The sequence below is a fragment of the Bradyrhizobium sp. LM2.9 genome (assembly GCF_054056555.1).
The window spans coordinates 1,817,919-1,844,286 of sequence record NZ_JBSRYJ010000002.1 but is presented as its reverse complement, the minus strand read 5'-3'; the positions used below and the strand labels follow the sequence as shown (position 1 = coordinate 1,844,286).

The following is a 26,368-nucleotide window of genomic DNA, read 5'->3' as shown; positions in this document are numbered from 1 at the left end:
CCGGCCACTCGCTGTGGTGCGAGATAGGCTTGCCGCACGGGCGCTGCCATTGAATTCCAGTTCATGTTGCGGACGGCTCGCCTCACGAGCAGCGCAAATGCAAGGACGATACGTGTTGCCAATGTCGTGATCCTCTTGCGGGCTCCGCTGCGAACTGCGCTGGATCGAACATATGCCCTTAACGCACGCGCTGTAGTTTCAGGGGCCACGGATGTTGTACATTCGCACGATCGTGGTTGCGACGCCGCATCGGCTCACACGCCGTTGAACGCGAGTGAGCAATTCGTGCGTTTGAATCGTGCCCGATCATTCGTACCTCGATGGCGAGCCGGCTTGGTTCGGCCTGATGTCATCAATGGAGAGAGCGAATGACCACGTCCAAACTGTTGTCGATGGGACTGATTGCAGCAGCCATGCTCGGCGGGCCCGTGATGGCGCGCGAGCATCACGGCGTCGTGCGGCAGCCCGCCGTGGAAGCCGATACGGTCGCAACGAGCGCGCCCTTCTATTATCCAGGCGAACGCGCCTGCGTTCCGGCGCCGCGCGTCGGCGCCTTCGCCACTGCGCCGTGGACCGGCAACAACGTGCCTTGCGAGCCCGGCACGGGCAGCCTCTGATCGCGCCAACGCGTCCGTGCGGATGACGCCGCCGGCCGCCGCACCTCGCATGACAGGGAGCGGGCTGATCCATTCAGCCCGCTCCCTTCGTACGCCGCCACCACGCGCGGCCCGATCACCTTCGCGCGGAGCGTGCCTGATGTATGACGCCGAATTCAGTGGGATTCCCGTGCATCGCTCCTACCTCCTCTTGCATCACACGCCCAGTCATCAGCAGCCTCGCGCGCACGGCATGACGCGGAAGCGGGCTCAGGGATGGCCGGGCAGCTCAACACGAGAGGAGCTTTCCATGAAACGAGCCATCATGATTCTGGCAACAGCAGCACTCGCTTCGACGCTAGCCGTCAGCGCGGCCGACGCGCACGGCGGCGGCGGTGGCGGCGGCGGCCACGGCGGCTTCGGCGGCGGTGCACACGCCGGCTTTGGCGGCGGCGCGCACTTCGGCGGCATGGGGCATGAGGGCGGATTCGGTGGCGGTGCTCGGTTCGGCGGCGAGCATCTCGGCTTCGACGGCCATGCCGCAACCGGCGGCCTTCGCCAGCACGCGTTTCACCACTATGACCGCTACCGCTCTGGATATGGATTCTACGGCGCCTATCCGGATTGCTACGATTGGTACGAGCTGCATCCCGGCCAGCCGTTGCCGCTGAGCTGCAGCTAGATCCGCGCGCACAACGCCGATCGGTTCGGATCGCACAGCGTTGCGGTCCGGGCCGATCGAGCTGCGCAGTCCATAGCGTGGCTGTCGGCACGCGATGTGCCCGCAGACCACAACGGCAATGGCGGCTCCAGCCTGCAGCCTCCACTGGAGCCGTTTTCTTGCCTGCTGGCAGGGCGAAACACCGCGAGATTGAGGAACGCCACAAGAAAACGCCGCCCGCTTAAAATAAAGCGCAGGCGGCGGCGTTCCAGCCCCGAGAGGGATGAGCAAAATCCCGGATATCCATTGGTCTGGACGGTCAGCGTAAAGGTTCAGTCTGGTCCAGAATGGCCACGCACGTCTGCCTGTGAGGCAGAACGACTGCGGATATGGTGGCTCGCTGCTCGGCCTGAGATTGTCAGCGCTGAACCCAATGGCTGGCCTTAAATTCCGGCGTCCAGGAAGCGAAAACGGTGAGTGGACCTTAGTGGGCTTTGTGGCGCGCGCGAATGTCTCTAAGCTTTGCCCCAATGGGAGGCTGCCGATGTCCGACGATCCGATGCCGTACGAAAAGGCGATTGAGGAGACCGCAAAGACGACCGGGAAGATGGTCGACCTTGTGCGGGACGGCGCCCGGGCGATCAGCCCGACCGTCGCGGACGCGTACAACTTCCTGATGGGTGACCGATTATCACACGCCCGTAAACGAAATTTGGATGCGATCGCGAGGGAGACCGACAACATCCTGCGTGATCGCGACGTCAAGGACCGATCAGCCACGCCGGAGCAAATCGCAATTCCGCTCCTTAGCGCGGCGGAGGCAGAGAGCCGAGACGAGCTTCGCTCCCTCTGGTCTCGCCTGCTGGCGAATGCGGTGGACCCCAGTCGGTCGGAACGGGTTCGGCCGGAATTCATCAAGCTGCTGCAGAGCCTCGAGCCCTTGGATGCCCGCGTTCTGAAGTTCCTGCACACGAAATCGCTGGAGGATCACGTGCTCAGGCTAACTGGCAGGCCGCGGTTGCCAGCGGGCCACGGCCTTATCGGACATCAGCCGCTGCGAATTCGGACCAAGCGTCAACGCACGACGGATTTGGGCCCGCCTCATTCAAGGGCCATCACGCGACGTCAATTAAAGGCCGTATTATATTTTGATTAAATTCGCCATATACTTTTAAATCTAGAAGTATACAATTTCTGGGCACTGGGCAAGATCACGGTCATCGCGCTCTTTATTCACACGGCAAGATCGCCAAGGTGCCTGCATATGCTCCGAAACAAGATCGATCCGACAAAGAGCTTAGTCCGGCCAAGCGGAGGCTGACCGTTCGTACCGACACGGAAGATGCGCCTGAGAGCTTTCTCATGCTGCGCCCCGGAGTCTGGCGCAGCACAGGCTGGCAGCGACGGCTCATCCGGCACATTCGCTTCAGCGAAGCCATCCGATTTGCTCGGCTCATTGCGCGAAACCTCTCGTTTCCGCCGGCATGCAGGTTTGCATTTGAAAAATGGGACGTTTAACGGGAGGTGTTCATGGCCAAGCGCATTCCAATTATTCCTGGTAGTCTCATTGACCATCAGGTGGGTACCGATGACGGTTTGATTGGCCTCGCGAACGCAACCAACTTTCTTGTCGGCGATGCGGGTCAGGATATTCGCGACCACGCCACCGGGGGCAACGACACCTTTACCGGTGGTGTGAACTCCATCAACAACTTCGTTGGCGATGCGGGTCGGAGCATGCTCGACCATGCCGTTGGCGGCAACGATCGCTTCACGGATCTCGCCTTCACTGACAGCACCTTCTATGGGGACGCTCGCGGAAACATGTCCGGCTACGCGCGCGGCGGCGATGACACTGGTGAGGCCGCTCCTGCCCTTGGCGCAGTTGCACCGCATATCACTTTCTACGGCGATGCCGGAGGCAACATGTCCGGCCACGCCGAAGGCGGCAACGACAGTTTCGAAGCATTCAGAGGCTCCCCCGCCATTAAACCGCAGACCACTTTCTACGGCGACGCGGGCGGCAGCATGTCGGACCGTGCCCATGGCGGTGATGACACATTCAGCGCCAACGTGGCGAATTCCGACCTGATCTTCTACGGCGACGCGGGCGGCAACATGTCGGACCGTTGCGCGGGCGGCAACGATATATTCACGACGACCGGCTTTGAGAACAACAACCATTTCTACGGCGACGCCGGAGGCAGCCTGACCGGCCGCGCCGTGGGCGGTGATGACACCTTCACGGTGAGCGGCTTGAACCCTTTTAGTTTTTTCTACGGCGACGCCGGCGGCGACATGTCGGATCATACCCGGGGCGGCGATGACGCTTTCACGACGAGCGGCTTTGCCGCCGATTTCGTGAGCACCTTCTATGGTGACGCCGGGGGCAATATGTTTGGTCATGCCGCGGGCGGAAACGATGCCTTCACGGCCGGCGGAGGTCGAAACACCTTCTTCGGGGACGCCAGTGGAACCATGTCTGATGACGCCCAGGGCGGCAGCGACACTTTCATGGGTGGTGCGCCAGCGGGCACGCGCGGCATAAATTTGGCCTACGGCGACGCGCTGGCAATGTCCGGCAACGCTCAGGGTGGCAATGACACGTTAATCGCAGGTGACGATGCGACCCCGCAACCGGCCGGCACATTCGACAATACCCTGATCGGCGATGCACAGACCATGTCCGACTATGCCTGCGGCGGAAATGACAAGCTAGTCAGTGGTACTGGAAACGATGACATGTGGGGTGATGCGCAGTCCATTCTTGGCAAAGCGCGAGGCGGCAACGACACGTTCCGTTTCAATTTCAACAGCGGTCACGACAGGATCGAGGATTTTGGTCAGGGCGCACAAGGTGTGGCAGGATCAAATTCGGGGACCGACCACATTGATGTGAGCGCCTTGGGCATCACAAATCTCAGTCAGCTCAGCATCTCTGCTTTCGATCCAACAACTCACGAAAGCACGATCACGTTCAGTCCTGGCAACGACGTCATTGTGCATAGCCAAGTCGCACTCACGTCGCACGATTTCCTTCTTGCATAGAGCTTTTGGCGGCTGCACCTGATCCCATGGCCGTGCACGCCGCGTCGCGCGCGTTGCGAACGTTTCGACGATGGCGAGCAGAAGAGCGAGGGGACTAAAGATCAGCCCCGACAGCCTGACCTGCACGACGACCAAGTTCGCCCTCGCCCTTTGCGCGCTGGCTGTGCTGGTACTGCTCGGATGACGCGAACGTGAGATCGCGGGCCTGATAATCGCGGCGCTATGCCGCGCGCTCCGGTCGGCGCATTTACCAGAAATTTACCCCTGCTCGCGAGCGCCGGTATCATTTGCTTAGAATTTGATCGCTACCGTGGATCTACGGAAATATTCCGAAACACGATTGGCGCCCATGTCCGTCGCAGACTTCCTCAGGCAGCGTGCAGTGCAAGTCACCGTAAGCGGCAGCTACTCGCTGCCGCGCTGGTACGATTGCGAGGGCAAGCTCCGTACCTTCGCCTGCCGCACCAGCCGCGTCTCGCCCTTCCGCATGATGGTCGACGTCCCCGTGGTCGGCAAGATCGGCGAGCGCGTGACCTCCTACTTCCAGGATTTTGGTGAATTCCAGTGCACCATTAGCGCGACGCTGAAATCGGGTTTCCTGATGGAGCTCGACATGACGCGAGCCCGGCGCGCCTGGATGTCGGAAAAGCTGACCTGGCTCGAGAAGAAGCAGAAGGACGCCAGCGTCCTGGAGCTGCGGAATGACGCGCGCTTCGTTCCGCAGGTCGCCCATACTTTCCTGGCGCTTGCCGACGGCAGCACCCATGCCTGCTTCATCATCGACGTCTCCACGGCCGGCGTTGCGATATCCAGCGAGTACGACCCGCCGATGGGAACGCCGCTTGCGGTCGGCGCCTGCGTCGGGCGCGTGATCCGCAAATTCGAGCACGGCTTTGCGGTCAAATTCGCCGAAAGGCAGTCGCGGGACGACCTCGTCCGGCTGATTGTCCGTACGCCCATGCAGCAATCGGCCTGATCCTCCGCCTCGCTGCCCTATCGCGGCCCCATTCCGGGATCAGCTTTTGAGGGTCCGCCCTTGTGCCGGACATCATTTGCAGACCTGCGATCGGGGGACCGGATGGCAGTCGACAAGATCGGACTCGACAAAACCAGACTCGACAAGATCACTTGGGACAGGGTCGGCCGGGTCACCGAGCCCGGACGCTACATGTACACGTTCGGCTGGCTCACCATCACCGCCGGCGATCTCGATATCTGGAAGCAATACCCGCAGGCTGCGTTCACGCTGATGGCGGAACATTCCGAGCCGAACGCATCCATCGGCGAGGAATTCCACCTCGGCGCCTTCGACATCGCGCCCAACGCGCCGCCGCCGTTCACCACCCACTGAAGGCCGCAATGGCGGCCACCGACGGAACGGGAACGCATGGCATGGCCGTTGCTTTATCAATGCCATGGTACAGATCCCCGCCGTTGATCAGGCCTTCCTGCTGCTGCTCATCGTGTTCTGCCTGGGCATGTGCCTCGTGCGCGCCTTCTGGGAGCTTGAGCAGGTCCGGGCACGCCGGATCGCGTCGCCACCCCCGCGCACGCACGACGAAGCGTGACCAAGCCGGCCGGCCGGCCCCGCGTTGCTCTGGACTTCCCGCGGGGACACGTGCATCGTGAATCGAAGAAACCTGCGCATTTCGTTGATCTGGCTCATCAATCGCGCCCCGATATCTGGCGCGCGACCGTTGCCATGGATAACGAACATGTCCTGCCATGCAATTGATTGCGCTCCGCATTCTTGACCTCACCAGCGACGCGGATGAACGCAGGCTGTCACGCCTGTTAAGCGAGCCGACAGCAGGCGCATGACACATGGTCGCATTGGTGAATGTAGATAAGCAGATCAAGGGGACCTATTTTCGGCGCCGATGTACCTGATTGAAGCGTTACCCACGGTCATCGGAACGGCCGCCATCGCCCCGGCGCTGCTGATGCTGTGGCTTGTCATTGCCGCCGAGGAACGGCCGGGACCGCCGGCCCAGGTCTGGACCGCGTTCCTGCTCGGGGCAGCCAGCATTTCGCTGCTGGGCCTCGCCCGCGCCCCCTTCGCCAAGATGGTCGCGGCCCCCGACAATCCCTGGGCGGCGCTGGCCATGCATTCGATCTTCGGCGTCGCGCTGCCGGAGGAAGCGGTCAAGGTGATCGCCATCGTGCTGGTCGCCTCGACCAAGCGGCGGACCTTCGCCAATCCGATGGACACCGTGGTCTATGGTGCCGCGGTTGGCCTCGGCTTTGCCGCCTACGAGAACCTCGCCTATCTCGTCCAGCACGCCGAGATGTGGCGCTCGCTGGCCGCCTTGCGCAGCGTGCTGACCGTGCCGTTCCACGGCGCGCTCGGCATCATCGCGGGCGCTTATCTGACCATCGCGCGCGGCGGCACGGCGCTGGGTGCGAACCGCCATCATCGCGACTGGGCCCGCCTCTCCAGCCGCCTGCTGATCTTCGCAGGCCCGCTCGCCCTGCATTCGGCCTTCGACTTCCCGCTGCTGACCCTGCAGCGCATGCCGGATCTCGATCCGACGCTGCGGATGTGGCTGGGCGGCGCGAGCCTGCTGATCGGCTTCAGCTCGATCGCCTTCGCCATCCGCCTGGTGCGGCGCGTCGCGCGCCATCACGCGCCCCGGACCGACGTCGCGCGCGAGCGGCTGAGCCAACTGCGCCGGATGTGGGCGCTGCTGCTCGCCGGCGGCGGCGTCGGCTTTCTCGGGCTCGCCTTCGTGCTGACCTCGATTCATCACTGGCTCGTCAACCCCGAGCGCAATCTGACGCTGGCCCTGATCCCGATCGGCTTGGTCTCGATCCTGCTCGGCCTCGCACTTCTGATCGTCACGACCGCGATCTATGTTCTCGGCCGCGACCGCATCCGCACCAGCGGGGAAGGTTTTTCGTCAGCGCATGGCGGAGGCTGAACCGCGGGATGGCAAGCGCGGTGTGCGCATACTAGATTGAGCGCGCGCCTGTCGATCTGGAGCCTGCCGATGACATCACCTGAGGATTTTTCCCGGCTGCAATCCGCCATGAGCCGAACGGTCAAGGCACATTGGAAAGCCTTCCTGTTCGAAGGCATCCTGCTTGTCGTTCTCGGCGTTGCCGCACTGATCCTGCCGCCGCTCGCAAGCCTTGCGATTACGATCTTCCTTGGCTGGATGTTCCTGGTCAGCGGAATCGGTGGATTGATCGCAACCTATTGGGCACGCAGCACGCCGGGCTTCTGGTGGTCGCTGATCTCGGCCGCGCTCGCCGTGCTCGCCGGCATGTTGCTGCTGGCGCGGCCGATGCAGGCGGTGCTGACGCTGACCATCGTGCTCGGCGCCTATTTCCTAGCCGAGGGCGTCGCCACCATCATGTACGCGCTGCAGCACCGGCGCGAGTCGGGCGGCCGCTGGTCGTGGCTCCTGATCTCGGGCCTCGTCGACATCGCGATCTCGTTCATGGTGATCACGGGACTGCCGAGCTCGGCGGAATGGGCGATCGGCATCCTCGTCGGCATCAACCTGCTGTTCGGGGGCGCCACCCTGATCGGCATGGCTTTGGCGGCACGCAAAAGCAACGGTTGAGGCGCCCCGTGGCCCTCACCTCGCTTGGGGGGTGACAACCCGCCGATCGCGCGCTATATGACTGACCATGATCACCGTCGCCACCAGCTTTTATTGGTACTTTAGCTACGACAGCTCGCTGGCGGTGGGAGGATCACGCTCAATCTGACAAATTGCAGCATCTAGTCCGAACAGCCGCCAGACCTGGCGGCTTTTTTATTGGCCGGCAGGTTCTCAAAATGACAGGAGCCCGCCGTGCTGAGCACGACCGACGATCTTCGTATCCGCGAACTGAAAGAGCTGAGCACGCCGGAAGAGGTGATGCGGGAAGTCCCGCGCACGCTCACCGCGACGCGCGTGGTGATGGCCGCGCGCAACGCCATCCATGCGATCCTCAATGGCCAGGACGATCGGCTTCTTGTCGTGGTCGGCCCCTGCTCGGTGCATGATCCCAGGGCCGCGCTCGAATACGCCGAGCACCTCGCGAGCTTGCGCGAAGAACTCGCCGACCAGCTCGAGATCGTGATGCGGGTCTATTTCGAGAAGCCGCGCACCACTGTCGGCTGGAAGGGCCTGATCAACGATCCTGATTTGGACGGCAGCTTCGACATCAACAGGGGTCTGCGGCTGGCGCGCAACGTGCTCTCTGCGGTCAATAATCTCGGCCTGCCCGCAGGCACCGAATTCCTCGACATGACGACGCCTCAATACATCGCCGATCTCGTGTCCTGGGCCGCGATCGGCGCCCGCACGACCGAGAGCCAGATCCATCGCGAGCTGGCCTCGGGGCTGTCCTGCCCGGTCGGCTTCAAGAACGGCACCGACGGCAACGTGCGAATCGCGGCGGACGCGGTGAAGTCGGCCTCGCATCCGCATCATTTCATGGCGGTGACCAAGCTCGGCCGCTCGGCGATCGCCTCGACCGCGGGCAACGAGGATTGTCACATCATCCTGCGCGGCGGCAGCAAGCCGAACTACGATGCGGCAAGCGTCGCGGAGGCGTGCAACGAACTGGCGAAAGCGAGCGTCGCGCCGCTCGTGATGGTCGATGCGAGCCACGCCAATTCGAGCAAGAAGCCGGAAAACCAGCCGCTTGTGACGGCCGACATCGCCGGGCAGATTTCCGGCGGCGAGAACCGCATCATGGGGGTGATGATCGAGAGCAATCTCGTCGCCGGGCGCCAGGACGTGGTACCGGGCAAGCCGCTCACCTATGGCCAGAGCATCACGGACGGATGCATCGACTGGGCGACCACGGCAACCGTGCTCGAGCAGCTCGCTTACGCGGTCGAGATCCGCCGCAACACCAAAAGCGCCGGACTGCACGAGCGTACAGCGTAGGGCCAGAGCAAACGCGGGCGGGGTGAGGCTGTCGCACCCTGCCCGCTGCTCCGGCGCCTAGCAGCCGCGGCAGATGCTCTTGATCTTTTTGTCGAGCGCCTGATTTTCCTTGCTGAGGGGATCGTTCGGGTCGCTCAGGTTCTTCTCGTTCGGTACGTCGCTGGCGCGCGGCTGACGATGGCCCACCGGCGCCTGTGGCAGCGATCCGGAGGCCGCCCCGCCGGACGTGGATCCCTTGGTGCCGCCGGTCTGCGCAATCGCCGCGCCGCCGAGCAAGACCACGAGCGATACTGCCACCATGATCTTCTTCATGTCTCTCCTCCATTCCTCAAGCCGGCGTCTCCTCTGCCACCGCTCAGTTCTCGGGCGGATAGAGATGAATGTCGCCGCAATAATCCACGATACGATAGCGCGTTTCCGACGCCGCATCACCCGCATCAGGTGCGGTATTTTGCATCGGCAACACGTAATTCGGCCCCACCGGCGACTTGCCGGCGCCGCCGGGAATGTCGATGACATAGTCAGGCTGACACAGCCCTGACACCCGTCCGCGCAGCTGCCGCATGAGGTCCTGGCCCTCGGCAAGGGTCGTTCGCAGATGCGCGGTGCCGGGCGCGAGATCGCCGTGATGCAGATAATAGGGCTTGATCCGGCATTCGACGAAAGCTCGCATCAAATCCGACAGAGCGGTCAAATCGTCGTTGACGCCGCGCAAAAGCACGGACTGGCTCACCATGGGAATTCCGGCATCGACCAGCCGCGCGCAGGCCGCGCGCGCCGGCCCCGTCAGTTCGCGCGCATGGTTGGCATGCAGCGCCACCCAGGTGGTCGCGCCCTGAACCTTCAGCGCCGCGACCATCTCGTCGCTGATGCGCGCGGGATCGGCCACCGGCACGCGGGTATGAAGGCGGATGATCTTGACGTGATCGATGCCGGCAAGATCGGCCATGATCTCGTTCATTCGCCGCGACGACAGCATCAGGGGATCGCCGCCGGTCAGGATCACCTCCCAGACCTCGCTGTGCGAACGGATGTAGTCGATCGCCGCGCGATAAGCGCCGTCCGAGAGCGCGTTCTCCTTGCCGGGCCCGACCATCTCGCGGCGGAAGCAGAAGCGGCAATAGACCGCGCAGACGTGAACAAGCTTGAACAGAACGCGGTCGGGATAGCGATGCACGATCCCGGGGACCGGCGAGTGCGGATGATCGCCGATCGGATCGGCGTTCTCGCCCGGCTGCATCTCCAGCTCCGCGGCAGTCGGAACGAATTGCCGCGCGATCGGATCGTCGGGACTGGATTTGTCGATCAGTTCGACCAGCGCCGGCGTAATCGCAACTGCGTAGCGCGCGGCGACACGTTCGAGCTCGGGTAGCGCTTCGGCGGATACAAGCTGCTCGGCCACAAGGTCGGCCGGCTCGCGCAATGTGCGTGCAAGGTTGGTCTTCGTCATGTCTCACTTAACGTTTCATTTGCAGGCGGCGTCCAGACCACCTGATCAATTCGCGATGCGCCGCTCGCCAGCATCACCAGCCGGTCGAAGCCGAGCGCGACGCCGCTCGCCTCCGGCATTGCGGCGACCGCGGCCAGAAAGTCCTCGTCCAGCGGATAGGCCTCGCCGTAGCGGCGCTGCTTCTCCGCCATGGAGTCCGTAAAGCGCTTGCGCTGCTCGTCTGCGTCGGTCAATTCGCCAAAGCCGTTGGCGAGCTCGACGCCGCAGGCATAGACCTCGAACCGCTCTGCAACGCGGGGATCACCGGGCTTCACACGCGCCAGCGCCGCCTCTGGAGATGGGTATTCGAACAGAATGGTCAAACGCCCCTGTCCCAGATGCGGCTCGACATGCTCGACCAGGACCTTGCTGAAGATGTCCGACCAGGTGTCGTCCCCGGCCACACGGACCTTGCCGGCAGCCGCCTGAGCGAGCGCCGCGCGGTCGCCTTGGTCGCCGGAAATGGTCGCAAGCAGATCGATCCCCGCAAACTGCTCGAAGGCGCCGGCAACCGTCATGAGCTCCGGCTCGGCGAATGGGTTCGCGGTGCGGCCTCGGAAGGCGAAGGTGCCCACACCGGTCGCCTGCGCGGCGCGGGCGATGAGAACGACGCAGTCGGCCATGATGGCGTCATAGGGGGCGTCTGCCCGATACCATTCCAGCATAGTGAATTCGGGCAGATGCAGGTCGCCCCGTTCGCGGTCGCGGAACACCCGGGCGAATTCGAAAATCCGGGTCTCCCCGGCCGCCAGCAGCTTCTTGCAGGCGAATTCCGGCGAGGTCCGCAAGTATCGGCTGGCATGGCTGCCGTCGGGCCGCATGATCTCCGTCCGGGGGGCGTGCAAATGGGTCTCGTTGCCCGGGGAGACCTGCAGGACGGAGGTTTCGACCTCGACAAAGCCCTGCTCGACCAAAAAGCCCCGGAGAGCCCCCGTGATAGCCCCCCTGGCCTGAAGGAACGGCCGGCGGTCGAGATGCCGCCCGGGCGACCAGAACGGTGAGATCGGCTTGTCCCCAGCCATTAACCGGCCGCCCCCTCTTTGAGCAAAATGCTGGCATCCACCGGCAAAATCAGTATGTTGCGGCCCGAAACGGTCGCCGAGGTCCGATTTGAGACCCCGAGTCCCCCCGAGATTTGATCACGTCCTGGCCGGAGCCGGGCCAAGCAAGCAGGAAATTTAGCTTTGAGAGTCATCGCCAGTTCTATTCGCAAGGGCAACGTGATCGAGCAAGACGGCAAGCTATATGTCGTTGTGACCGCGGAGAACATCCATCCCGGCAAGGGCACCCCGGTCAGCCAGATCGAAATGCGCCGAATCTCGGACGGGGTAAAGATCTCGGAGCGCTACAAGACCACCGATCAGGTCGAGAAGGCCACGATCGAAGAGCGCAACTTCACCTTCCTCTATGAAGATGGTGAGGGCTTCCACTTCATGAACCCGGAGACCTATGACCAGGTCCAGGTGTCCAAGGACGTGATCGGCGACGCCGCGGCCTATCTTCAGGAGAGCATGACGGTCAAATTGTCGACGCATGACGTCAACGTGGTGTCGATCGCGTTGCCGCAGCGCGTTACGCTGGAAGTGGTCGAGACCGAGCCCGTGACCAAGGGCCAGAGACCGCCTCTTCGTCCTACAAGCCCGCGATTTTGTCCAACGGCGTGCGCACCACCGTTCCGCCGCACATCGCGGTCGGCACCCGCATCGTGGTGATGACTGAAGACGGCTCCTACTCCGAGCGCGCCAAGGACTGACGGGGAACAGAGCGAGCGCAACAGGTGCCGCCGGGAGGCGAGACAGTGGTTGGGAAGGGTTTCCGCTTCGTCTCGCAACTTCTGGCGTCGCTTTCGCTCCTCATTGCCTCTCCGCTCGCTGCGGATGAATTCCGCAGCCCCTCGCTCACGGCCCTGCGCGTCGATTGGCGGGCGGCGCTCGACCAGCTCCGCACCGAAATCAACGCCCGTCCCCGGGCCGCGGACGATTTCATCTTCGCGCCTCGTCGTTCGGTGCCGCGCTACGATCCGCGCGCGATGCCGGCGCTGGTGCAGCTCAACGCGATCTCCTCACAATTCTTCACCGGCATCGCCCGCAGCTCCGTGCCCGTGCTGCTGCCGTTCGACGCCGCCGCCTATTTCGAGGCGCTGCGCAATGGCGCGCCAGCGACTCTCGCGCTATCGCGCTACCAGGCTGACTTCAATTCTGTCGACATGTTCGATGCCGGCCCCGCCGGCTACAGCGCAACCTTCTCGTTCGAGCCCGGCGCCGGCGACGGCATGCCGAGCCGGGTGTTCGCAAGGCCGGTCGAGGTGCAGATCACGGGTTCGGCGCTCGTCTACGACGTCGCCGATCCCTCGGGCGGCAAGGGCGAGCAGGTCAAACCCCTCGCAGCGCTTTATCCGGACCTGCGCAAGTTCATAAGGGAAGGCTATGTGCGCTACGCTTTCACCCGTTTCGGCGCCGCCTATGTGGTGTCGATCCAATGCCTCGACAGCGTCGCCAAGCCGCGTCGGCTTGCCTGCAAGGAAGCCTATCCGGTCGCCGAGCGTTTCCTGAAGGCGCTGCACGTTGCCGGTGGCCAGCGCATGCGGCCGCTGACGGACATTGCTTCCAACATTCTCGATCGTCCCACGCAGCGTTCCCCGGACTTCACCTACCGGCCAAGCGGCGACATCATCCCGAACACCGGCTATCGCAAGCAGGGCGGACATCCCGACGTGATGGCCTATGCGCAGATCCGCTTTCCTCTCGAGAAGGTGCCCGCGTTCGTACGCTCGCAATCCTATGCTAAGCGCGACAAGATGGAGAGCACGACCGGCTATCCCTGGCGCGACAATTTCTGCGAATCTCGCAGTTTCGAGGTCTGGCAATGCGGCGGGGGTTATGGCCACCAGGGCGAGGACATCCGCGCGGCCGAGTGCCCACCGCCCGGCGAAGGCCGCGAAGCCTGCGATCCCAAGCAGCGTGGCGTCGTCGCCGTCCGCGATGCGATGGTCATTCGCGCCTCCAAGGACCAGGCCGTCACGCTTCAGGTCAACAGCCGGACCGAGCACATCCGCTTCCGCTATATGCATATGAACCCCCAGGCGTTGAACGCCGACGGCCTGCTCAATGGCCGCATCGTCTCGGAGGGCGAGAAGATCGGCGTGGTCTCGAACTATCTCGACCATCCTGCCGGCACCTCGATGCACCTGCATTTCGACGTGCAGGTGTTCACCCGCGACGGCTGGATCTGGGTCAGTCCTTACGTCACGCTGGTCTCGGCCTATGAGCGCCTGATCCGCGCCCGCGGCCGCGAGGTTGGCCCGGAGATCGCGGGTGCTCCGCAGCCGGTCGCACATGCGCTGCCGGAGGACGTGATCAAGCCGGACCTGCGCGAAGGATCGGGCGGCGAAGAGAATTGACGGCTTGCTCGTTAAAATGCCGGGCAGCGCAAAAGCGTGTTGTCGCACACCCGACGGCTCGAAGGCCGAAGGAACAGGGTTGATGAGTGTCGGACTGATTGGTCTTCTCGACGATATCGCGGCGATTGCAAAGGTGGCAGCAGCCTCGCTCGACGATGTAGCGAGCCAAGCGGCCAAGGCGGGAGCAAAGGCGGCTGGCGTGGTCATCGATGACGCAGCCGTCACGCCGAACTACGTGATCGGCTTTGCCTCGAAACGCGAACTGCCGATCGTGGGCAAGATTGCTGTTGGGTCGCTGCGCAATAAATTGCTGATACTGTTGCCCGTTGCCCTGTTGCTGGGTTATTTCCTTCCCGCCGCGGTGACGCCGCTGCTCATGCTGGGCGGAGCCTTTCTCTGCTACGAGGGTGCCGAGAAGGTGCTCGGAGCCGTGATGCCGCATCATGCGCGCCACCACGAAGCTCAGCTCCAGCCGATTGCGTTGAATGCGCGGTCGGTCGAGGACGAGAAGGTCGCGAGCGCCATCAAGACGGATTTCATCCTGTCGGCGGAGATCATGGCGATCACGCTGGCGGCCATCCCGGCGGGCAACATCTGGACGCAGGCGCTCGTGCTGGCGCTCGTCGCCATTTTCATCACAGTTGGAGTCTACGGCGTGGTTGCCCTGATCGTGAAGGCGGACGATGTCGGCGTGGCCCTTGCGCGGTATGACGGCGCATCGGTCATTGGCGGCGCAATCCGCTTGCTTGGACGTGCGCTCGTCCGCTGCATGCCTACCTTCCTGGCGGTGCTGAGCACCATCGGCACGGCGGCGATGATCTGGGTCGGCGGCGGCATCATCCTGCACGGCATCGAGCAATACGGTCCACCCGTGGTCGGCCACACTGTCCATGCCGTTACCGAGGCTGCCGCGCACCTCCTTCCCTCCATTGCCGGCATCGTCGAATGGTTGGTCGTGGCAGCCATCTCAGGCGTCATTGGACTCCTTGTCGGCGCAGCTGCGATTCCGGCCGTCGAATACGGTCTTTCACCGGTATGGAAACGGTTGAAGCGATCGCAGCCGACTTGAACAACGGCGGTTGCGGATTGCGAGTGCCAGCTACTCCAGCAACGTCGTCAGCTGCGCGCCCTCGTCCGCCACGAACACCGCGATCAATTCCGCCGGCTCCGTGGTGCTGGCATTGGCCGAGACCAGATGGGTCGAGACGGGCGGCTCGAAGAAGGACTGGCCGACGCCAAACGTCTCGACCGGACCGCCGCCGAGCTGGGAGCGGATCTCGCCCTTGGTGATGTAGGCGGTCACTGAGCCTGCGTGACGATGCGGCCGCGAGAACCCGCCGGGACCATAGAACACACGCACGATGGTGACGCGCTTGCCCGGCACGTTCGGCAGCGCGTAGGAGCCAATCGGTTCGACTTTGTCGAGCGGCGAACTTTCGGCGGCGGTGGCACAAAGCGGCGCCAGCGCGCCTGAAACAGCATCCATCGTCACCGGTAACGCCTTGCCGATCGCAAGCGCGCAGGCAAGCCCGCCGGCGACGGTAATCGCGATCGAACGCGATGGCACCCGGCACTGCATGGTGGCCAAATTCATTGCAGTCATGACAACCTCCCCTCTTTGCAATCAGGACGCCGCGGCATTCGCTGCAACCGGCCGCTTCGCCGGCGTCCAGCGAAACGCTGCGCCAAAACGGTTCCAGACGTTGATCGAGGCGACCGCCGAGGTCAGGTAGGTCAGCTCGGTCTCGGAGAATTCACCGCTCGCTTCGGCGTACACGTCTTCGCCGACGCCATCAGGCAGCAACGTTAGCGCCTCGGCCCAGGCCAACGCGGCGCGCTCGCGCGCGGAGAAGATCGGCGCCTCGCGCCAGACCGCGACCAGATTGAGCTTGTCGACGGGCACGCCGATCCGCTCCGAAAGCAGGATGTGATGCTGCACGCAGAACGCGCAGCCGTTGATCTGCGAGGCACGCAGCTTGACCAGCTCGAGGAGCTGCTTGTCGAGGCCGGCCTTGGCTGCGAGCTGTCCCAGCGCCAGCACGAGATCATAGACGTCGGGCGCGATCTGCTTGAAATCCTCGTATTCGCTGCGGGCGTGTGACATTGCCGTTCACCTCGTGATATTGTAAGAGCGCTGACACATTATAAGAGCTCTTACATGACGCGCAAGCCGGCCGATATCACGAGATCGCAACCCCGGCGGAAGGCACCCACGGCCGCCCCGGTGGTGCGCGTGCCAGCCCCGGGGGAAGGCAAGCGCGGCGAGCAGGGTTATCTCGGATATCTGTTGCGCCAGGCCCACGCCGCAGTCCGTCTGACGATGGAGCGGTCGCTGGCCGATCTCGGCGTGACGTCGCCGCAATTCGCTGTGCTGACCATGCTCAATGCCTATCCGGGACTGTCCGGCGCCGATGTCGCCCGTCTCACCTTCCTGACGCCCCAGACTGTGGGCGTCATCATCCGTAATCTCGAACGTGACGGCGCGATTGTGATGACGCCGCATCCTGTCCACGGCCGCATCCAGCAATGGACGTTGACGCCGCGCGGGGCGACGCTTTTGAAGGCGTGCCGGGAACGAGTGATCGCGCTGGAGAAGCGCCTCGCTCGAGATTTGGATACCAAGGCGGAAGCCGCGATCCGGCGTTGGCTCGCCGGAATCGCGACGGATCTACAGGAGGATTAAGCGATCTGCGGTTGCCGCGGGCGAGTCTAGTCGCCGTCTCCCTCGCCGCAGCCGCGATCGTAATCCGAGAAGTCGCTGACGGCACCGTCGCCTCGAATGCCGCGGCCAAAATTCTCGACAACGATCATCAGGATCACGACGAATAGCCCCGCGCCAAACGGCCAGGGATTGATGCGGATGATGTCGAACAGCTCTCGCATGTTCGTATTATGCGCAGATGGAAACGAACCGACCGTAAAGTGACAGGCTTAAATCGGGGATATCCACCCGTTACAGGAACGCCCTACCTGCCCTTCAACACTTTCTTAACCTCGCCATCAGACCAGGTTTCGCCCGCTGCAATCACCCGCACGCGGCTTTGGTCCGCCGCGTTCACCAGCTCATGCGAACTCACCCAGTGGCCGCTTGGCTCCAGATGCAGATCGGTCTCAGGCTTCCAGCTCAGCGTGGTCGCGAGATCGCCGGGAAAGATCTGCCATTGTGATCCGTCATCCAGCTCGACCACATGGCTTTCCGTATGCGCGTTTATCTTCATTCCACCCCAAATTCTCGATGAACGGACTGCGTGCGGCGGTGGGCCCCGGCGATCGGCCGGGGCCCCGCTTCGTCAGTCGTTGTCGTGATGAATCACGGTCTTGCTTCGGTTGCCGTATTCATCTTCCTTCTTGATCACCGTCTTGCGGTCGGCGGGTGCCCGTTCCTTGATGACCGTCGTGCGGTCGCGGTCACGGTCACGATATTCATGAGACTGTCCAACCGTCACGCCGGCACCGACCGGACCGACGTGAACGCCGACTTCGTCGGCAAATGCAGGCGCGGCGATGGCGGTGACCATGGCGGCGGCAAACAGATATTTCCTCATCTTCTCCTCCTCAATTTGGTGCGGGGAAAATGCGGGAGTGCGACAGTTTGTTCCGGCGAACGCATGCAAGGCGGCTTGTTCCTCCAGTTCCAGGAACCGGGTCACAAGCGCCATGTTTCCCGCTAGACTAGGTTCATGAAACAAGCTGATTCCTCGGCCCATCGCAGCCGCCGCGCTCTGCTTCAATCCACGCTCGGCGCAGCCGCACTCATCGCCATCCCAACCCGCATCCTGGCCGCGCCTCCGGGCTTCGAGGAATGGCGCGAGGGTTTTCGCGCCCGTGCCATGGCGAAGGGAATTTCGGCCGCGACCTGGCAGCGCGCGATGGCGCGGGTCGAGCCCGACATGAGCGTGTTCAAGCAGATGCGCAACCAGCCCGAATTCCACGAGCAGGTCTGGCAATACATCAACCGCCGCGTCTCCGACTGGCGCATCATCAACGGCAAGATCGCGCTGAAGAACAACGAGGCGCTGCTCGCGCGCATCGAGCGCGATTTCGGCGTCGAGCGCGGCACGCTGCTGGCGCTCTGGGGCGTCGAGTCCGCGTATGGCGATCCGCTGGTGCAGCAGAACCACATGACGCCGGTATTTCCCTCGCTCGCCGCGCTCGCCTGGAATGAGCCGCGGCGCAAGGCTTATTGGGAGACCGAGCTGATCAACGCGCTGCGCATCATCGACAAGGGCTGGAGCACGCCCGAGCAGATGCAGGGATCCTGGGCCGGCGCGATGGGGCATTCGCAATGGATGCCAGAGGTCTGGCTCAATGTCGGCATCGACTATGACGGCGACGGCAAGGTGTCGCCGTTCGGCAAGCCCGACGACGCGCTGGGCTCGACCGCAAAATATCTGGTCAACCGCGGCAAGTGGCACCGCGGCGAGCATTGGGGCTACGAGGTGCGCGCATCCGGCGAGGCGAGCGGCAGCCGGACCTATGCGGCCTGGCAGGCGGCCGGCGTCACCCGCGCCGACGGCCAGCCGTTTCCACAACCCTCCGCGTCCGCGCAGATGTGGACGCCGGTTGCGGGCGGACCGACCTTCCTGCTGGGACCGAATTTCAACGCGGTGAAAAGCTACAATCCCTCGATGAACTATGCGCTGGCGATCTGTCATCTCGGTGACCGCTGCCTCGGCGGGCCGCCCTTCATCCAGCCCTTCCCCGGCTCCGAGCGCGCGCGCTGACACTCGCAGAAGTGCAGGAGATGCAGACGCGCCTGACCAAGGCCGGTTTCGGCACCGGCGGCACCGACGGTCGGGTCGGCAACGACACCATGAAGGCGATCAAGGATTTCCAGCAGCGCGCGGGGATCGCGCCTGCGGACGGCTATGGCGGGCTGAAGGTGCTGGCGAAGCTGCGCCAGGGGTCGTAGCCGGCTCAGTGCCGGTACTGCGGCTCCTCGGCATCGAGCTGGCGGCGGATCGCGGCAAGATGCAACCGCGCGGATTCGGAATCGCCTTCGCGCATCTGCCTGTAGGTTTCGGCCGCAATCGCGGCATCGACCGGCAGAACTTTCCTTCCCGTCGACATCGCCAGCACCTGTACCTCGGCGGCGCGTTCGAGGTAGTAGAGATCGTCCCAGGCTTCCGCGATAGTCGGCGCCAACACCATCACACCGTGATGCTTCATGAAGACGATGTCGGCATCGCCGACGGCCGACGCTATGCGCGCGCCTTCGCTGTTGTCGAGCGCAAGGCCGTTGTAGTCGCGGTCCACGGCCGTGCGACCGTAGAATTTCAGCGCGGTCTGGCCGGCCCAGATCAGGGGATCGCCCTCCGTCATCGACAGCGCCGTGGCGTAGGGCATGTGGGTGTGGAAGGCGACCTTGGCGCGCGGCAGGCGCTTGTGCATCTCGGCATGAATGTAGAACGCGGTCGCCTCGGGCACGCCCTCGCCGTCGAGCACGTTGCCGTGGAAGTCGCAGATCAGCAGTTTTGACGCGGTCAGCTCGCGGAAGGCGTAGCCGTAAGGGTTGACGAGAAACAGATCGTCATGGCCCGGCACCACGGCCGAGAAGTGGTTGCAGATGCCCTCCTCAAAGCCGTTGCGCGCGGCCATGCGGAAGCAGGCAGCGAGGTCCTCGCGCGCGCTGCGGATCGCGTCGCTGACGAGATCCGGACGGTTCGAGCGGAATGGCGCCGGCGTGGATGATGAAGAGTGAAGGCTGTGCGCCATGGCGGGGAGGATACCTCTGTCGGTCGGGAGCTGCCCGCGTTGTACAGGGGCTGCGCCTGCGCGTCAGCCCCTGCGGGCGCCACCCTGCCCTTCGCAGCCCGCGCGGCGGCTTATTGCCGCCGCGGCACGCCGCCGGCGTTCATGCCGCCGTCGATGACGAGCTCGCTGCCGGTGACGTAGCGCGAGGCATCGGAGGCCAGATACAGCACGCCAGAGGCAATCTCGGCGGCTTGGCCGGCGCGGCCAAGCGGCGTGACGACGCGCGCACGCTCGTCCGGATCGATCGGCGCGTTGCCCTGGTTACCGGTCGCGCCGGTCGGGATCTTGCCCCAGATCGGAGTGTCGATGATGCCGGGATGGACGGAGTTGACACGGATGCCGTCACCGGCGGCCGCACACTCCATCGCGATCGATTTTGCGAACAGCCGCACGCCACCCTTGGTCGCCGAATAGGCCGACAGCCCGGGCGAGCCGCGCAGGCCCGCGAGCGAGGACATCATGACGATCGAGCCGCCGCCGGTTTTGCGCATCAAGGGCAGGCAATGTTTGACGGAGAGAAACACGCCGTCGAGATTAATGGCGTTCTGCTTGCGCCAGTCACCGAGTGTCATGTCGACGATCGAGGGCACGGCAATGCCGATGCCGGCATTGGAGACCATGATGTCGAGCCGGCCATGGCGCTTTGCGATATCAGCGACGATCTCGATCCAACGCTCTTCGCTGGTGACGTCCTGCTCCAGGAAAATCGCCCTGCCGCCGGCCTTCGTGATGCGATTGGCGAGTTCGGGGCCGCGCAACTCGTCGATGTCGGTAGCAATGACGATGGCGCCCTCGCGCGCGAACAGCTCGACGATGGCCTCGCCAATTCCGGATGCGCCGCCGGTCACCAGCGCGACCTTGCCCTCAACCTGCCCTGCCATGTTCACTCCCTTTTTTGTTGTTAGCTTTTTTGTTGCTTGCCGGACCTATCTAATCAAGGATGGTCCCTGGTCGGGTAGCGCGACGTCGATGACGCGGAATTGTACGCGCTCGGCGCCTTGATAGCGATCGACCGACAATGATCCCGCGACATGCAATTGCTGGCCGCGATTGGCAACAAGCGCGTTGCCGAGCTTCTGTCCGATCGACCGGAACGCGATGCCGTTGACGATGGCGCCGTCGCCCGACTTGAAGCGCAGCCTCAAATGCGCCTGTCCCACCTCGTCGGCATAGACGAGCTGGTGCGCCGGCAGCGCCAACACGGCTTCCGGATTGCCGCTGCCGAAGGGACCTGCACGGTTGAGCGTTGTTGCAAGCTCGGTGGTTACCGCGCGCGCGGAGACCGCGCCGTCGATGTAGAGTTCGTTGACGTGGCGGGCCTCGGCAACATCGCGCGCCAACGCATTCTCGAGGTAGGCGCGGAATTCGGCGAGCTTCTCCTTCCGCAGCGTCACGCCCGCAGCCATCGCGTGGCCGCCGCCCTTGAGCAGAATACCATCGGTCACTGCCTGCCGAACCGCCTTGCCGATGTCGACGCCGGCGATCGAGCGACCCGAGCCGGTACCGATGCCGCCGGGCTCCAGCGCGATCGCGAAGGCGGGTCGCGAGAACTTCTCCTTCAACCGGGACGCGACAAGACCGACCACGCCGGGATGCCAGCCTTCGGAGGCCGTGACGATGACGCCGAGCTTGTCCTCGAAGCCGATCGAGGCGAGTGCCTCGGCTTCGGCCTGCGCTTCGGCGCCCTGCTCGATGACGCGGCGCTCGCTGTTGAGGCGGTCAAGCTCGGTGGCGATCCGCGCGGCCTCGACGCTGTCACCTTCGAGCAAGAGCCGCACGCCGAGGTCGGCGCGGCCGATGCGACCGCCAGCATTGATGCGCGGCCCCAGCATGAATCCGAGATGCCAAGCCTCCGGTGGGCCGTTGAGCCGCGACACGTCCATCAGCGCGGTGTGGCCGACATGGTCGCGCCGCCGCATCGCGATCAGGCCCTTGGCGACGAAAGCGCGGTTGAGACCGATCAGCGGCGCGACGTCGGCAACCGTGCCGAGCGCGACGTGATGCAGCATGCCGAGCAGATCAGGCTCAGGCAGCCCCGCACTCCAGAAGCCGCGCCGGCGCAGCTCGCGATTGACCGCGACCAGCGTCACCAGCACGAGGCCAACGGCGGCGAGATGACCGAGGCCGGAGAGATCGTCGAGCCGGTTCGGATTGACCAGCGCATCGACCTCCGGAAGCACGTCGCCGGCCTGGTGGTGGTCGATCACGACAACGGACATGCCGAGACGTTTTGCCTCGGCGAGCGGCTCGATGCTGGTGGTGCCGCAATCGACGGTGACGAGCAGCGTGGCGCCCTTCGCGGCCAGCCCGCGAACCGCTTCGACGTTGGGGCCGTAACCTTCAAAGATGCGGTCGGGAATGTGGATCAGCGGATCGAGACCGCAATGGCGCAGATGCCAGCTCAGCAGCGCCGCCGAGGTCGCACCGTCGACGTCATAGTCGCCGAAGATCGCAATCTTCTCGCCATTCGCGGCGGCATCCGCGATCCGCTTCGCGGCGGCCTCCATCTCGGTCACGGTGAACGGATCCGGCATGAGCTTGCGGATGGTCGGATCGAGGAAATCGGCGACCGCGTCGGTGTCGACGCCGCGGCCCGCCAGCACCCGCGCCAGCAGCTCGGGCAATTGGTGCCGCTGCACGATGGCGAGCGCCTTGGCCGCCCCGCGCGCGTCCAGCCGGTCGCGCCAGAGCTTGTCGGTGAGCGAGCGTGCCACTCCCAGGAACGCCTGGGGTGCTTCGACAGGCAAGGCGGTGGCGGGCGGCGTCATGAATAGCGGTTGGTTTGAGGAACCTGGCAGCCGGAAGTATCGCCCGGCCGGCGAGACGATTGACCCGGAATCGCCCGGGCTTGGCAATGTCTGCGCCGCACAAAGCGGTGGATTTGCTGCTTTGCTACGCGGACTGACTATCATTTGAGCATTCCGAAAAACAGCAAATTAAGCAGGCGTTAGGCGGAATCTTCGAAAAAGACTCGTATTCGATCTGTCAGTGATTGTTCCGGGTTCGTTGCAGATCAGACCTCATTGCCAAGGGAAGCCCCCCGATGTCTGCTGCGCTGGGTCTCAAAGCCACGCCGATCGCCACCGAACCCGCTGACGATGAGTCCGACATCTCCGCGCTGATCAACCGCCTCACGGCGGAGGTCAACCAGATCGCGGTCGACAAAACCAAGGCGATCCAGCAGATCACCAACCAGATGAAGATGCTGGCGCTGATCGAGAGCTCGCGCGCGGGCGCGCAGGGTGCGGGCTTCGCAGTGGTGGCGCAGGAGGTGCGCGGCGTCGGCCAGCAGGTCGAGACCATCGCCCGCGAGCTCGAAAGCCAACTGACGAAACGCACCGGCGATCTCGTCTCCTCGATCGACCGGATGAGCCAGCGCTCGCGTGGCGAGCGCATGGTCGATCTGTCGCTCAACGCAATCGAGCTGATCGACCGCAACCTCTATGAACGGACCTGCGACGTGCGCTGGTGGGCGACCGATTCCGCCTTGGTCGATTGCGCGGCCTCGCCCGGCGCCGCTGCCGTGTCCCATGCCTCGCAGCGCCTCGGCGTGATCCTCGGTGCCTACACCGTCTATCTCGACCTCTGGCTCTGCGACCTCGACGGCAATGTCATCGCCAACGGCCGCGCCGACCGCTTTCGCGCTGTCGGCCAGAACGTCGCCCACACCAAATGGTTTCGCGAAGCGAAGACCTTGCGCTCCGGCGACGACTATGTCGCCGGCGACGTCGAGAACCAGCCGCTGCTCGGCAATGCGCAGGTCGCGACCTATTGCGCCAGCGTCCGCGCCGGCGGCCAGGCCAACGGCGCGCCGATCGGCGTGCTCGCCATACATTTCGACTGGGAGGCGCAGGCCCGCTCCATCGTGCAAGGCGTGCGCGTCGGCGACAGCGACAAGGCGCGCGTGCTGCTGGTCGATTCCAATCTTCGCATCATCGCCGCCTCGGACGGCCAGGGCATTTTGAGCGAACGTATCTCGCTCTCGCTCAACGGACAGCGGGCAGGCTTCTATCAAGACCGCTCCGGCACGCTGGTCGCGTTCCATGCGACGCCCGGCTACGAGACTTATCGGGGGCTCGGCTGGTACGGCGTGATCGTCTGCGGGGCGTAGTGCCGATCGGTCAAGCCGACGACGGTCCGGCTCGCCTGCCAGACAAAAAAACCGGAAAACAACCCCATGCAAAGTAGCGCAGGGTGCAGGCATGATGCACGCTCACGCTGCATAAGCGTTTGATAGGTCAGGCAGAACGATGGCAGCTGCGCATCGCCCGCGAGATACGGCGATCATATGCCTTCATCAGTTGGAAGTGACCGATGCATGGATCACGACACCATGCTGCTCGGCGATCGTCGCGACGGCCTGGACAGGCGGCATGCCTCCGCTGTGTCGTCCAAGCTCGTCGAAGGCGGCAAACATGCGATCGAGACCGGCGCCCGGCATCGCGAACACCAGCAGGCGCGCCGTATCCGTGCCGACATTGCGATAGCCGTGACGCCGATGGCGCGGAGCGAAAAGAAATGCACCGGTGCCAAGATGCAACGGACCGGTCGCACCTTCGATGTCCATAACCACCTCGCCGCTCAGCACATAGAATGCCTCGTCCTCGCGACTGTGCGTATGCGCTGGCGCCCCGCGACCCGGCGGCACGATCGATTCCCACACGGAGAATTGTTGGCCGGTATCGCTCGCCATCGTCTTGTAGCTATGCGTCACACCGAGCACGTCGAGCGTGGGTCCGCTCCCCGGCGCCCGGAACAACGCGCTCAATGACGGACAATTGCGGGTTGCATCGCTGTTCATGGCAGTTCCCTCCAAGGATAGGGTTGCGATGCGGTGTCTTCCAGCGAAAACGAACCCGCCCGACGCCATAACGTTCCGCACCCGAAGATGGGCTTCGCCCACCGATATCGCGCAGCGGCGGAACCGGCGTATCCCTGCTGGAACGACACTTGCCGCACCTCCACCGCGCTTCCCAAATGAACGGGTGGTCGTACCGCTTGAATTCCGAAAAGGCGGGAGGCCCGTCTCAGGATCTCCTCCGAGGAGACCAACATGCCGTCACCGGCGCCCACAAACGAAACAGAACGGCTCGCCGCCCTGCGCGCACTCGACATCATCGACAGTGCGCCGGAGGCCGCTTACGACGAAATTACCGAGCTTGCGGCGCAACTCTGCGGCTGTCCGATCTCCTATATCAGCTTCATCGATGACGACCGGCGGTGGCTCAAGGCGAGATATGGCCTGCCGGCCGAAGTCACCGACGCACCACGCGAGAGCGCCATCTGCGCAACGACAATTTGCGGCGCCGAACTGCTCGTCATTCCCGACTTGAAACAGGATCCGCGATTTCAGAACAGTCCGATGGTCGCGCTAAGGCCATCCTGCCGGTTCTATTGCGGCATGCCGCTGATTACCGATGAAGGCTATGCGCTCGGAACGCTCTGTGTGATGGACTTCGAGCCGCGGCAGCTGTCCTTCGAGCAGACGGAAGCGCTGCGAATGCTTTCGCATCAGGTGCTGGCGCAACTGGAGCTCCGCCGCAAGCTGCTCGAGTACGGCCAGACCATCAGGGACCTCGAGCAGGCACGACTGGAGGCCGCCGCCGAGCGCACGCGTGCTGAAGCCCTGCTGCGCAATGTCCTGCCGACGCCGATCGCCGACGAACTCAAGCGCAGCGGCAGGGTCCAGCCCAGATACACGCGATCGGCGACCATCCTGTTCGCAGATATCCAGGGCTTTACGCTGCTGGCCGAACGGACCGAGCCGGCCCGGCTCATCAATCTCCTCGATGAGTATTTCTCGACCCTGGACGAAATCGGCGCCCGATATGGTCTGGAGAAGGTCAAGACCATAGGCGACGCCTACATGGCGGTGGCCGGCGTGCTATCGCCCGGCCGGCGGCACTCGATTGATGTTTGCCTGGCGGCGCTGCAGATGCGCGCCCGGCTTGATCGCCTGAAGGCGCAATACGAAGCAGTTGGCGAACATGGCCCGCAACTGCGCATTGGTATCCATACCGGGCCCGTCATTTCTGGCGTCGTCGGCCTGCGCAGGATGACCTTCGACATCTGGGGCGATGCGGTCAACACCGCATGGTTCATGGAAGCGTCTGGAGTCGCAGGACGGATCAACGTGTCGGAAACCGTGGCCGGACATGTCCACGGGCTGTTCGCGCTGGAGTCACGCGGCCCCGTCGAAGCCAAGCACGAACGCGCCCATCAAATGTTCTTCCTCAATGGCTTGAAGACCGAGTATTCGCGCGATGGCGACGGCCATTTGCCGAATGACCAGTTTCTTGCCGAGTATCACCGTATCGGCGGTTCCCGGTTGGCGCCCGATTGACGGGAGCGCGCATGGTCCGTCTGACACGTCGGGCAAAACAGCGGCAACCTGAGATCGTCGTGCAGTCCGCAAACGCGGCCGTTCACCTCGTCTAAAGACAGGCGCCTGCGTGGACACCCCGACGATGCGACGCTTATGTGCGCTTCTCCGCGACGTGGGCTGACGTCGCCAAAAGGGGAATAATTCCT

Annotated in this window: 27 protein-coding genes and 2 pseudogenes; 17 read left to right on the top strand and 12 right to left on the bottom strand. The window is 63.8% G+C overall.

All coding sequences use genetic code 11. The features are described 5' to 3' along the window. The first annotated feature begins 368 nt into the window (after positions 1–368). The 10 genes from ACVWW3_RS10185 (at position 369) to ACVWW3_RS10140 (ending at position 9,194) form a co-directional block, all read left to right on the top strand. Positions 369–617 (top strand): hypothetical protein, encoded by a 249-nt coding sequence (locus tag ACVWW3_RS10185; RefSeq protein WP_247445578.1) that lies wholly within the window; start codon positions 369–371, stop codon positions 615–617. A 289-nt stretch (positions 618–906) separates the two neighbouring features. Continuing rightward, a complete protein-coding gene (locus ACVWW3_RS10180) occupies positions 907–1,278 on the top strand; it encodes a hypothetical protein (RefSeq protein WP_354048560.1) in 372 nt (123 codons plus the stop codon). Positions 1,279–1,801: 523 nt separating this feature from the next. Further along, positions 1,802–2,413: an Abi-alpha family protein gene (locus ACVWW3_RS10175; protein ID WP_456650148.1), complete on the top strand. Its 612-nt coding sequence runs from the start codon at positions 1,802–1,804 to the stop codon at positions 2,411–2,413. A 374-nt stretch (positions 2,414–2,787) separates the two neighbouring features. Continuing rightward, positions 2,788–4,305 carry a calcium-binding protein gene (locus ACVWW3_RS10170; RefSeq protein WP_456650149.1) on the top strand — a complete coding sequence of 506 codons (1,518 nt, stop codon included), beginning with the start codon at positions 2,788–2,790 and terminating at the stop codon, positions 4,303–4,305. Between the two features lie 349 nt (positions 4,306–4,654). Continuing rightward, complete coding sequence (locus ACVWW3_RS10165) at positions 4,655–5,281, top strand: PilZ domain-containing protein (RefSeq protein ID WP_456650150.1); 627 nt, start codon at positions 4,655–4,657, stop codon at positions 5,279–5,281. 102 nt (positions 5,282–5,383) lie between these two features. Continuing rightward, positions 5,384–5,656, top strand: a complete 273-nt coding sequence (locus ACVWW3_RS10160; protein WP_247445573.1) for a hypothetical protein — start codon at positions 5,384–5,386, stop codon at positions 5,654–5,656. Positions 5,657–5,720: 64 nt separating this feature from the next. Beyond that, positions 5,721–5,873, top strand: coding sequence for a hypothetical protein (locus tag ACVWW3_RS10155; protein ID WP_247445572.1), 153 nt, complete (start codon positions 5,721–5,723; stop codon positions 5,871–5,873). Between the two features lie 312 nt (positions 5,874–6,185). Then, positions 6,186–7,226, top strand: coding sequence for a PrsW family glutamic-type intramembrane protease (locus ACVWW3_RS10150; RefSeq protein ID WP_456650151.1), 1,041 nt, complete (start codon positions 6,186–6,188; stop codon positions 7,224–7,226). Positions 7,227–7,295: 69 nt separating this feature from the next. After that, positions 7,296–7,874 (top strand): HdeD family acid-resistance protein, encoded by a 579-nt coding sequence (locus tag ACVWW3_RS10145; protein ID WP_456650152.1) that lies wholly within the window; start codon positions 7,296–7,298, stop codon positions 7,872–7,874. Between the two features lie 234 nt (positions 7,875–8,108). Continuing rightward, positions 8,109–9,194, top strand: coding sequence for a 3-deoxy-7-phosphoheptulonate synthase (locus ACVWW3_RS10140; protein ID WP_456650153.1), 1,086 nt, complete (start codon positions 8,109–8,111; stop codon positions 9,192–9,194). A gap of 57 nt (positions 9,195–9,251) precedes the next feature. On the opposite strand, the gene ACVWW3_RS10135 is transcribed toward ACVWW3_RS10140, so the two are convergent. Genes ACVWW3_RS10135 through epmA form a run of 3 tightly spaced genes read right to left on the bottom strand, consistent with a single transcriptional unit; the run spans position 9,252 to position 11,705 of the window. Further along, positions 9,252–9,506, bottom strand: coding sequence for a hypothetical protein (locus tag ACVWW3_RS10135; RefSeq protein WP_456650154.1), 255 nt, complete (start codon positions 9,504–9,506; stop codon positions 9,252–9,254). 43 nt (positions 9,507–9,549) lie between these two features. Further along, entirely contained in the window at positions 9,550–10,644 is a 1,095-nt protein-coding gene (locus ACVWW3_RS10130; protein ID WP_456650155.1) for a lysine-2,3-aminomutase-like protein, read from the bottom strand. Then, a complete protein-coding gene (gene epmA, locus ACVWW3_RS10125) occupies positions 10,641–11,705 on the bottom strand; it encodes an EF-P lysine aminoacylase EpmA (RefSeq protein WP_456650156.1) in 1,065 nt (354 codons plus the stop codon). Before epmA ends, ACVWW3_RS10130 begins: the two co-directional genes overlap by 4 nt. Positions 11,706–11,867: 162 nt before the next feature. On the opposite strand from epmA, the pseudogene efp reads away from it, so the two are divergent. The 3 genes and pseudogenes from efp (at position 11,868) to ACVWW3_RS10110 (ending at position 15,152) form a co-directional block, all read left to right on the top strand. Beyond that, positions 11,868–12,436, top strand: a pseudogene (efp, locus tag ACVWW3_RS10120) (elongation factor P). A gap of 24 nt (positions 12,437–12,460) precedes the next feature. Continuing rightward, positions 12,461–14,083 (top strand): M23 family peptidase, encoded by a 1,623-nt coding sequence (locus ACVWW3_RS10115; RefSeq protein WP_456650157.1) that lies wholly within the window; start codon positions 12,461–12,463, stop codon positions 14,081–14,083. Positions 14,084–14,165: 82 nt separating this feature from the next. Further along, on the top strand, positions 14,166–15,152 hold the full coding sequence (locus tag ACVWW3_RS10110; RefSeq protein WP_456650158.1) for a DUF808 domain-containing protein: 987 nt from the start codon (positions 14,166–14,168) through the stop codon (positions 15,150–15,152). Between the two features lie 30 nt (positions 15,153–15,182). Here ACVWW3_RS10110 and ACVWW3_RS10105 read toward each other — a convergent pair whose 3' ends face one another. Both ACVWW3_RS10105 and ACVWW3_RS10100 read right to left on the bottom strand, forming a co-directional pair. Beyond that, entirely contained in the window at positions 15,183–15,686 is a 504-nt protein-coding gene (locus tag ACVWW3_RS10105) for a cupin domain-containing protein (RefSeq protein WP_456650159.1), read from the bottom strand. Positions 15,687–15,707: 21 nt separating this feature from the next. Continuing rightward, the gene (locus ACVWW3_RS10100; RefSeq protein WP_456650160.1) at positions 15,708–16,187 is read right to left on the bottom strand and encodes a carboxymuconolactone decarboxylase family protein; all 480 of its coding nucleotides are present in this window, start codon (positions 16,185–16,187) and stop codon (positions 15,708–15,710) included. Positions 16,188–16,241: 54 nt separating this feature from the next. Here ACVWW3_RS10100 and ACVWW3_RS10095 point away from each other — a divergent pair, with 54 nt between their 5' ends. Then, the gene (locus tag ACVWW3_RS10095) at positions 16,242–16,766 is read left to right on the top strand and encodes a MarR family winged helix-turn-helix transcriptional regulator (protein ID WP_247445563.1); all 525 of its coding nucleotides are present in this window, start codon (positions 16,242–16,244) and stop codon (positions 16,764–16,766) included. Positions 16,767–16,792: 26 nt separating this feature from the next. Here ACVWW3_RS10095 and ACVWW3_RS10090 read toward each other — a convergent pair whose 3' ends face one another. The 3 genes from ACVWW3_RS10090 to ACVWW3_RS10080 form a co-directional block, all read right to left on the bottom strand. Next, a complete protein-coding gene (locus ACVWW3_RS10090) occupies positions 16,793–16,966 on the bottom strand; it encodes a hypothetical protein (RefSeq protein ID WP_247445562.1) in 174 nt (57 codons plus the stop codon). A gap of 83 nt (positions 16,967–17,049) precedes the next feature. Then, positions 17,050–17,301 carry a hypothetical protein gene (locus ACVWW3_RS10085; protein ID WP_354048586.1) on the bottom strand — a complete coding sequence of 84 codons (252 nt, stop codon included), beginning with the start codon at positions 17,299–17,301 and terminating at the stop codon, positions 17,050–17,052. A 72-nt stretch (positions 17,302–17,373) separates the two neighbouring features. Beyond that, positions 17,374–17,628 (bottom strand): hypothetical protein, encoded by a 255-nt coding sequence (locus tag ACVWW3_RS10080; protein ID WP_456652031.1) that lies wholly within the window; start codon positions 17,626–17,628, stop codon positions 17,374–17,376. A gap of 135 nt (positions 17,629–17,763) precedes the next feature. On the opposite strand from ACVWW3_RS10080, the pseudogene ACVWW3_RS10075 reads away from it, so the two are divergent. Then, positions 17,764–18,995: pseudogene (locus tag ACVWW3_RS10075) on the top strand (lytic murein transglycosylase). A 5-nt stretch (positions 18,996–19,000) separates the two neighbouring features. On the opposite strand, the gene ACVWW3_RS10070 reads toward ACVWW3_RS10075, so the two are convergent. The 3 genes from ACVWW3_RS10070 to recJ all read right to left on the bottom strand — a co-directional run bounded on the left by ACVWW3_RS10070 (position 19,001) and on the right by recJ (position 22,605). Continuing rightward, on the bottom strand, positions 19,001–19,798 hold the full coding sequence (locus tag ACVWW3_RS10070; protein ID WP_354048589.1) for an aldolase: 798 nt from the start codon (positions 19,796–19,798) through the stop codon (positions 19,001–19,003). A gap of 110 nt (positions 19,799–19,908) precedes the next feature. Then, on the bottom strand, positions 19,909–20,718 hold the full coding sequence (locus tag ACVWW3_RS10065) for an SDR family NAD(P)-dependent oxidoreductase (protein ID WP_456650162.1): 810 nt from the start codon (positions 20,716–20,718) through the stop codon (positions 19,909–19,911). Between the two features lie 45 nt (positions 20,719–20,763). Further along, the gene (gene recJ, locus ACVWW3_RS10060; protein WP_456650163.1) at positions 20,764–22,605 is read right to left on the bottom strand and encodes a single-stranded-DNA-specific exonuclease RecJ; all 1,842 of its coding nucleotides are present in this window, start codon (positions 22,603–22,605) and stop codon (positions 20,764–20,766) included. Positions 22,606–22,880: 275 nt separating this feature from the next. Here recJ and ACVWW3_RS10055 point away from each other — a divergent pair, with 275 nt between their 5' ends. Beyond that, on the top strand, positions 22,881–23,948 hold the full coding sequence (locus tag ACVWW3_RS10055) for a methyl-accepting chemotaxis protein (RefSeq protein ID WP_456650164.1): 1,068 nt from the start codon (positions 22,881–22,883) through the stop codon (positions 23,946–23,948). A 186-nt stretch (positions 23,949–24,134) separates the two neighbouring features. Here the strand turns inward: ACVWW3_RS10055 and ACVWW3_RS10050 are convergent, their stop codons facing one another. Then, positions 24,135–24,638, bottom strand: a complete 504-nt coding sequence (locus ACVWW3_RS10050) for a cupin domain-containing protein (RefSeq protein ID WP_456650165.1) — start codon at positions 24,636–24,638, stop codon at positions 24,135–24,137. A gap of 252 nt (positions 24,639–24,890) precedes the next feature. Between ACVWW3_RS10050 and ACVWW3_RS10045 the strand changes: the two genes are divergently transcribed. Beyond that, complete coding sequence (locus ACVWW3_RS10045; protein WP_456650166.1) at positions 24,891–26,180, top strand: adenylate/guanylate cyclase domain-containing protein; 1,290 nt, start codon at positions 24,891–24,893, stop codon at positions 26,178–26,180. Positions 26,181–26,368 lie beyond the last annotated feature (188 nt).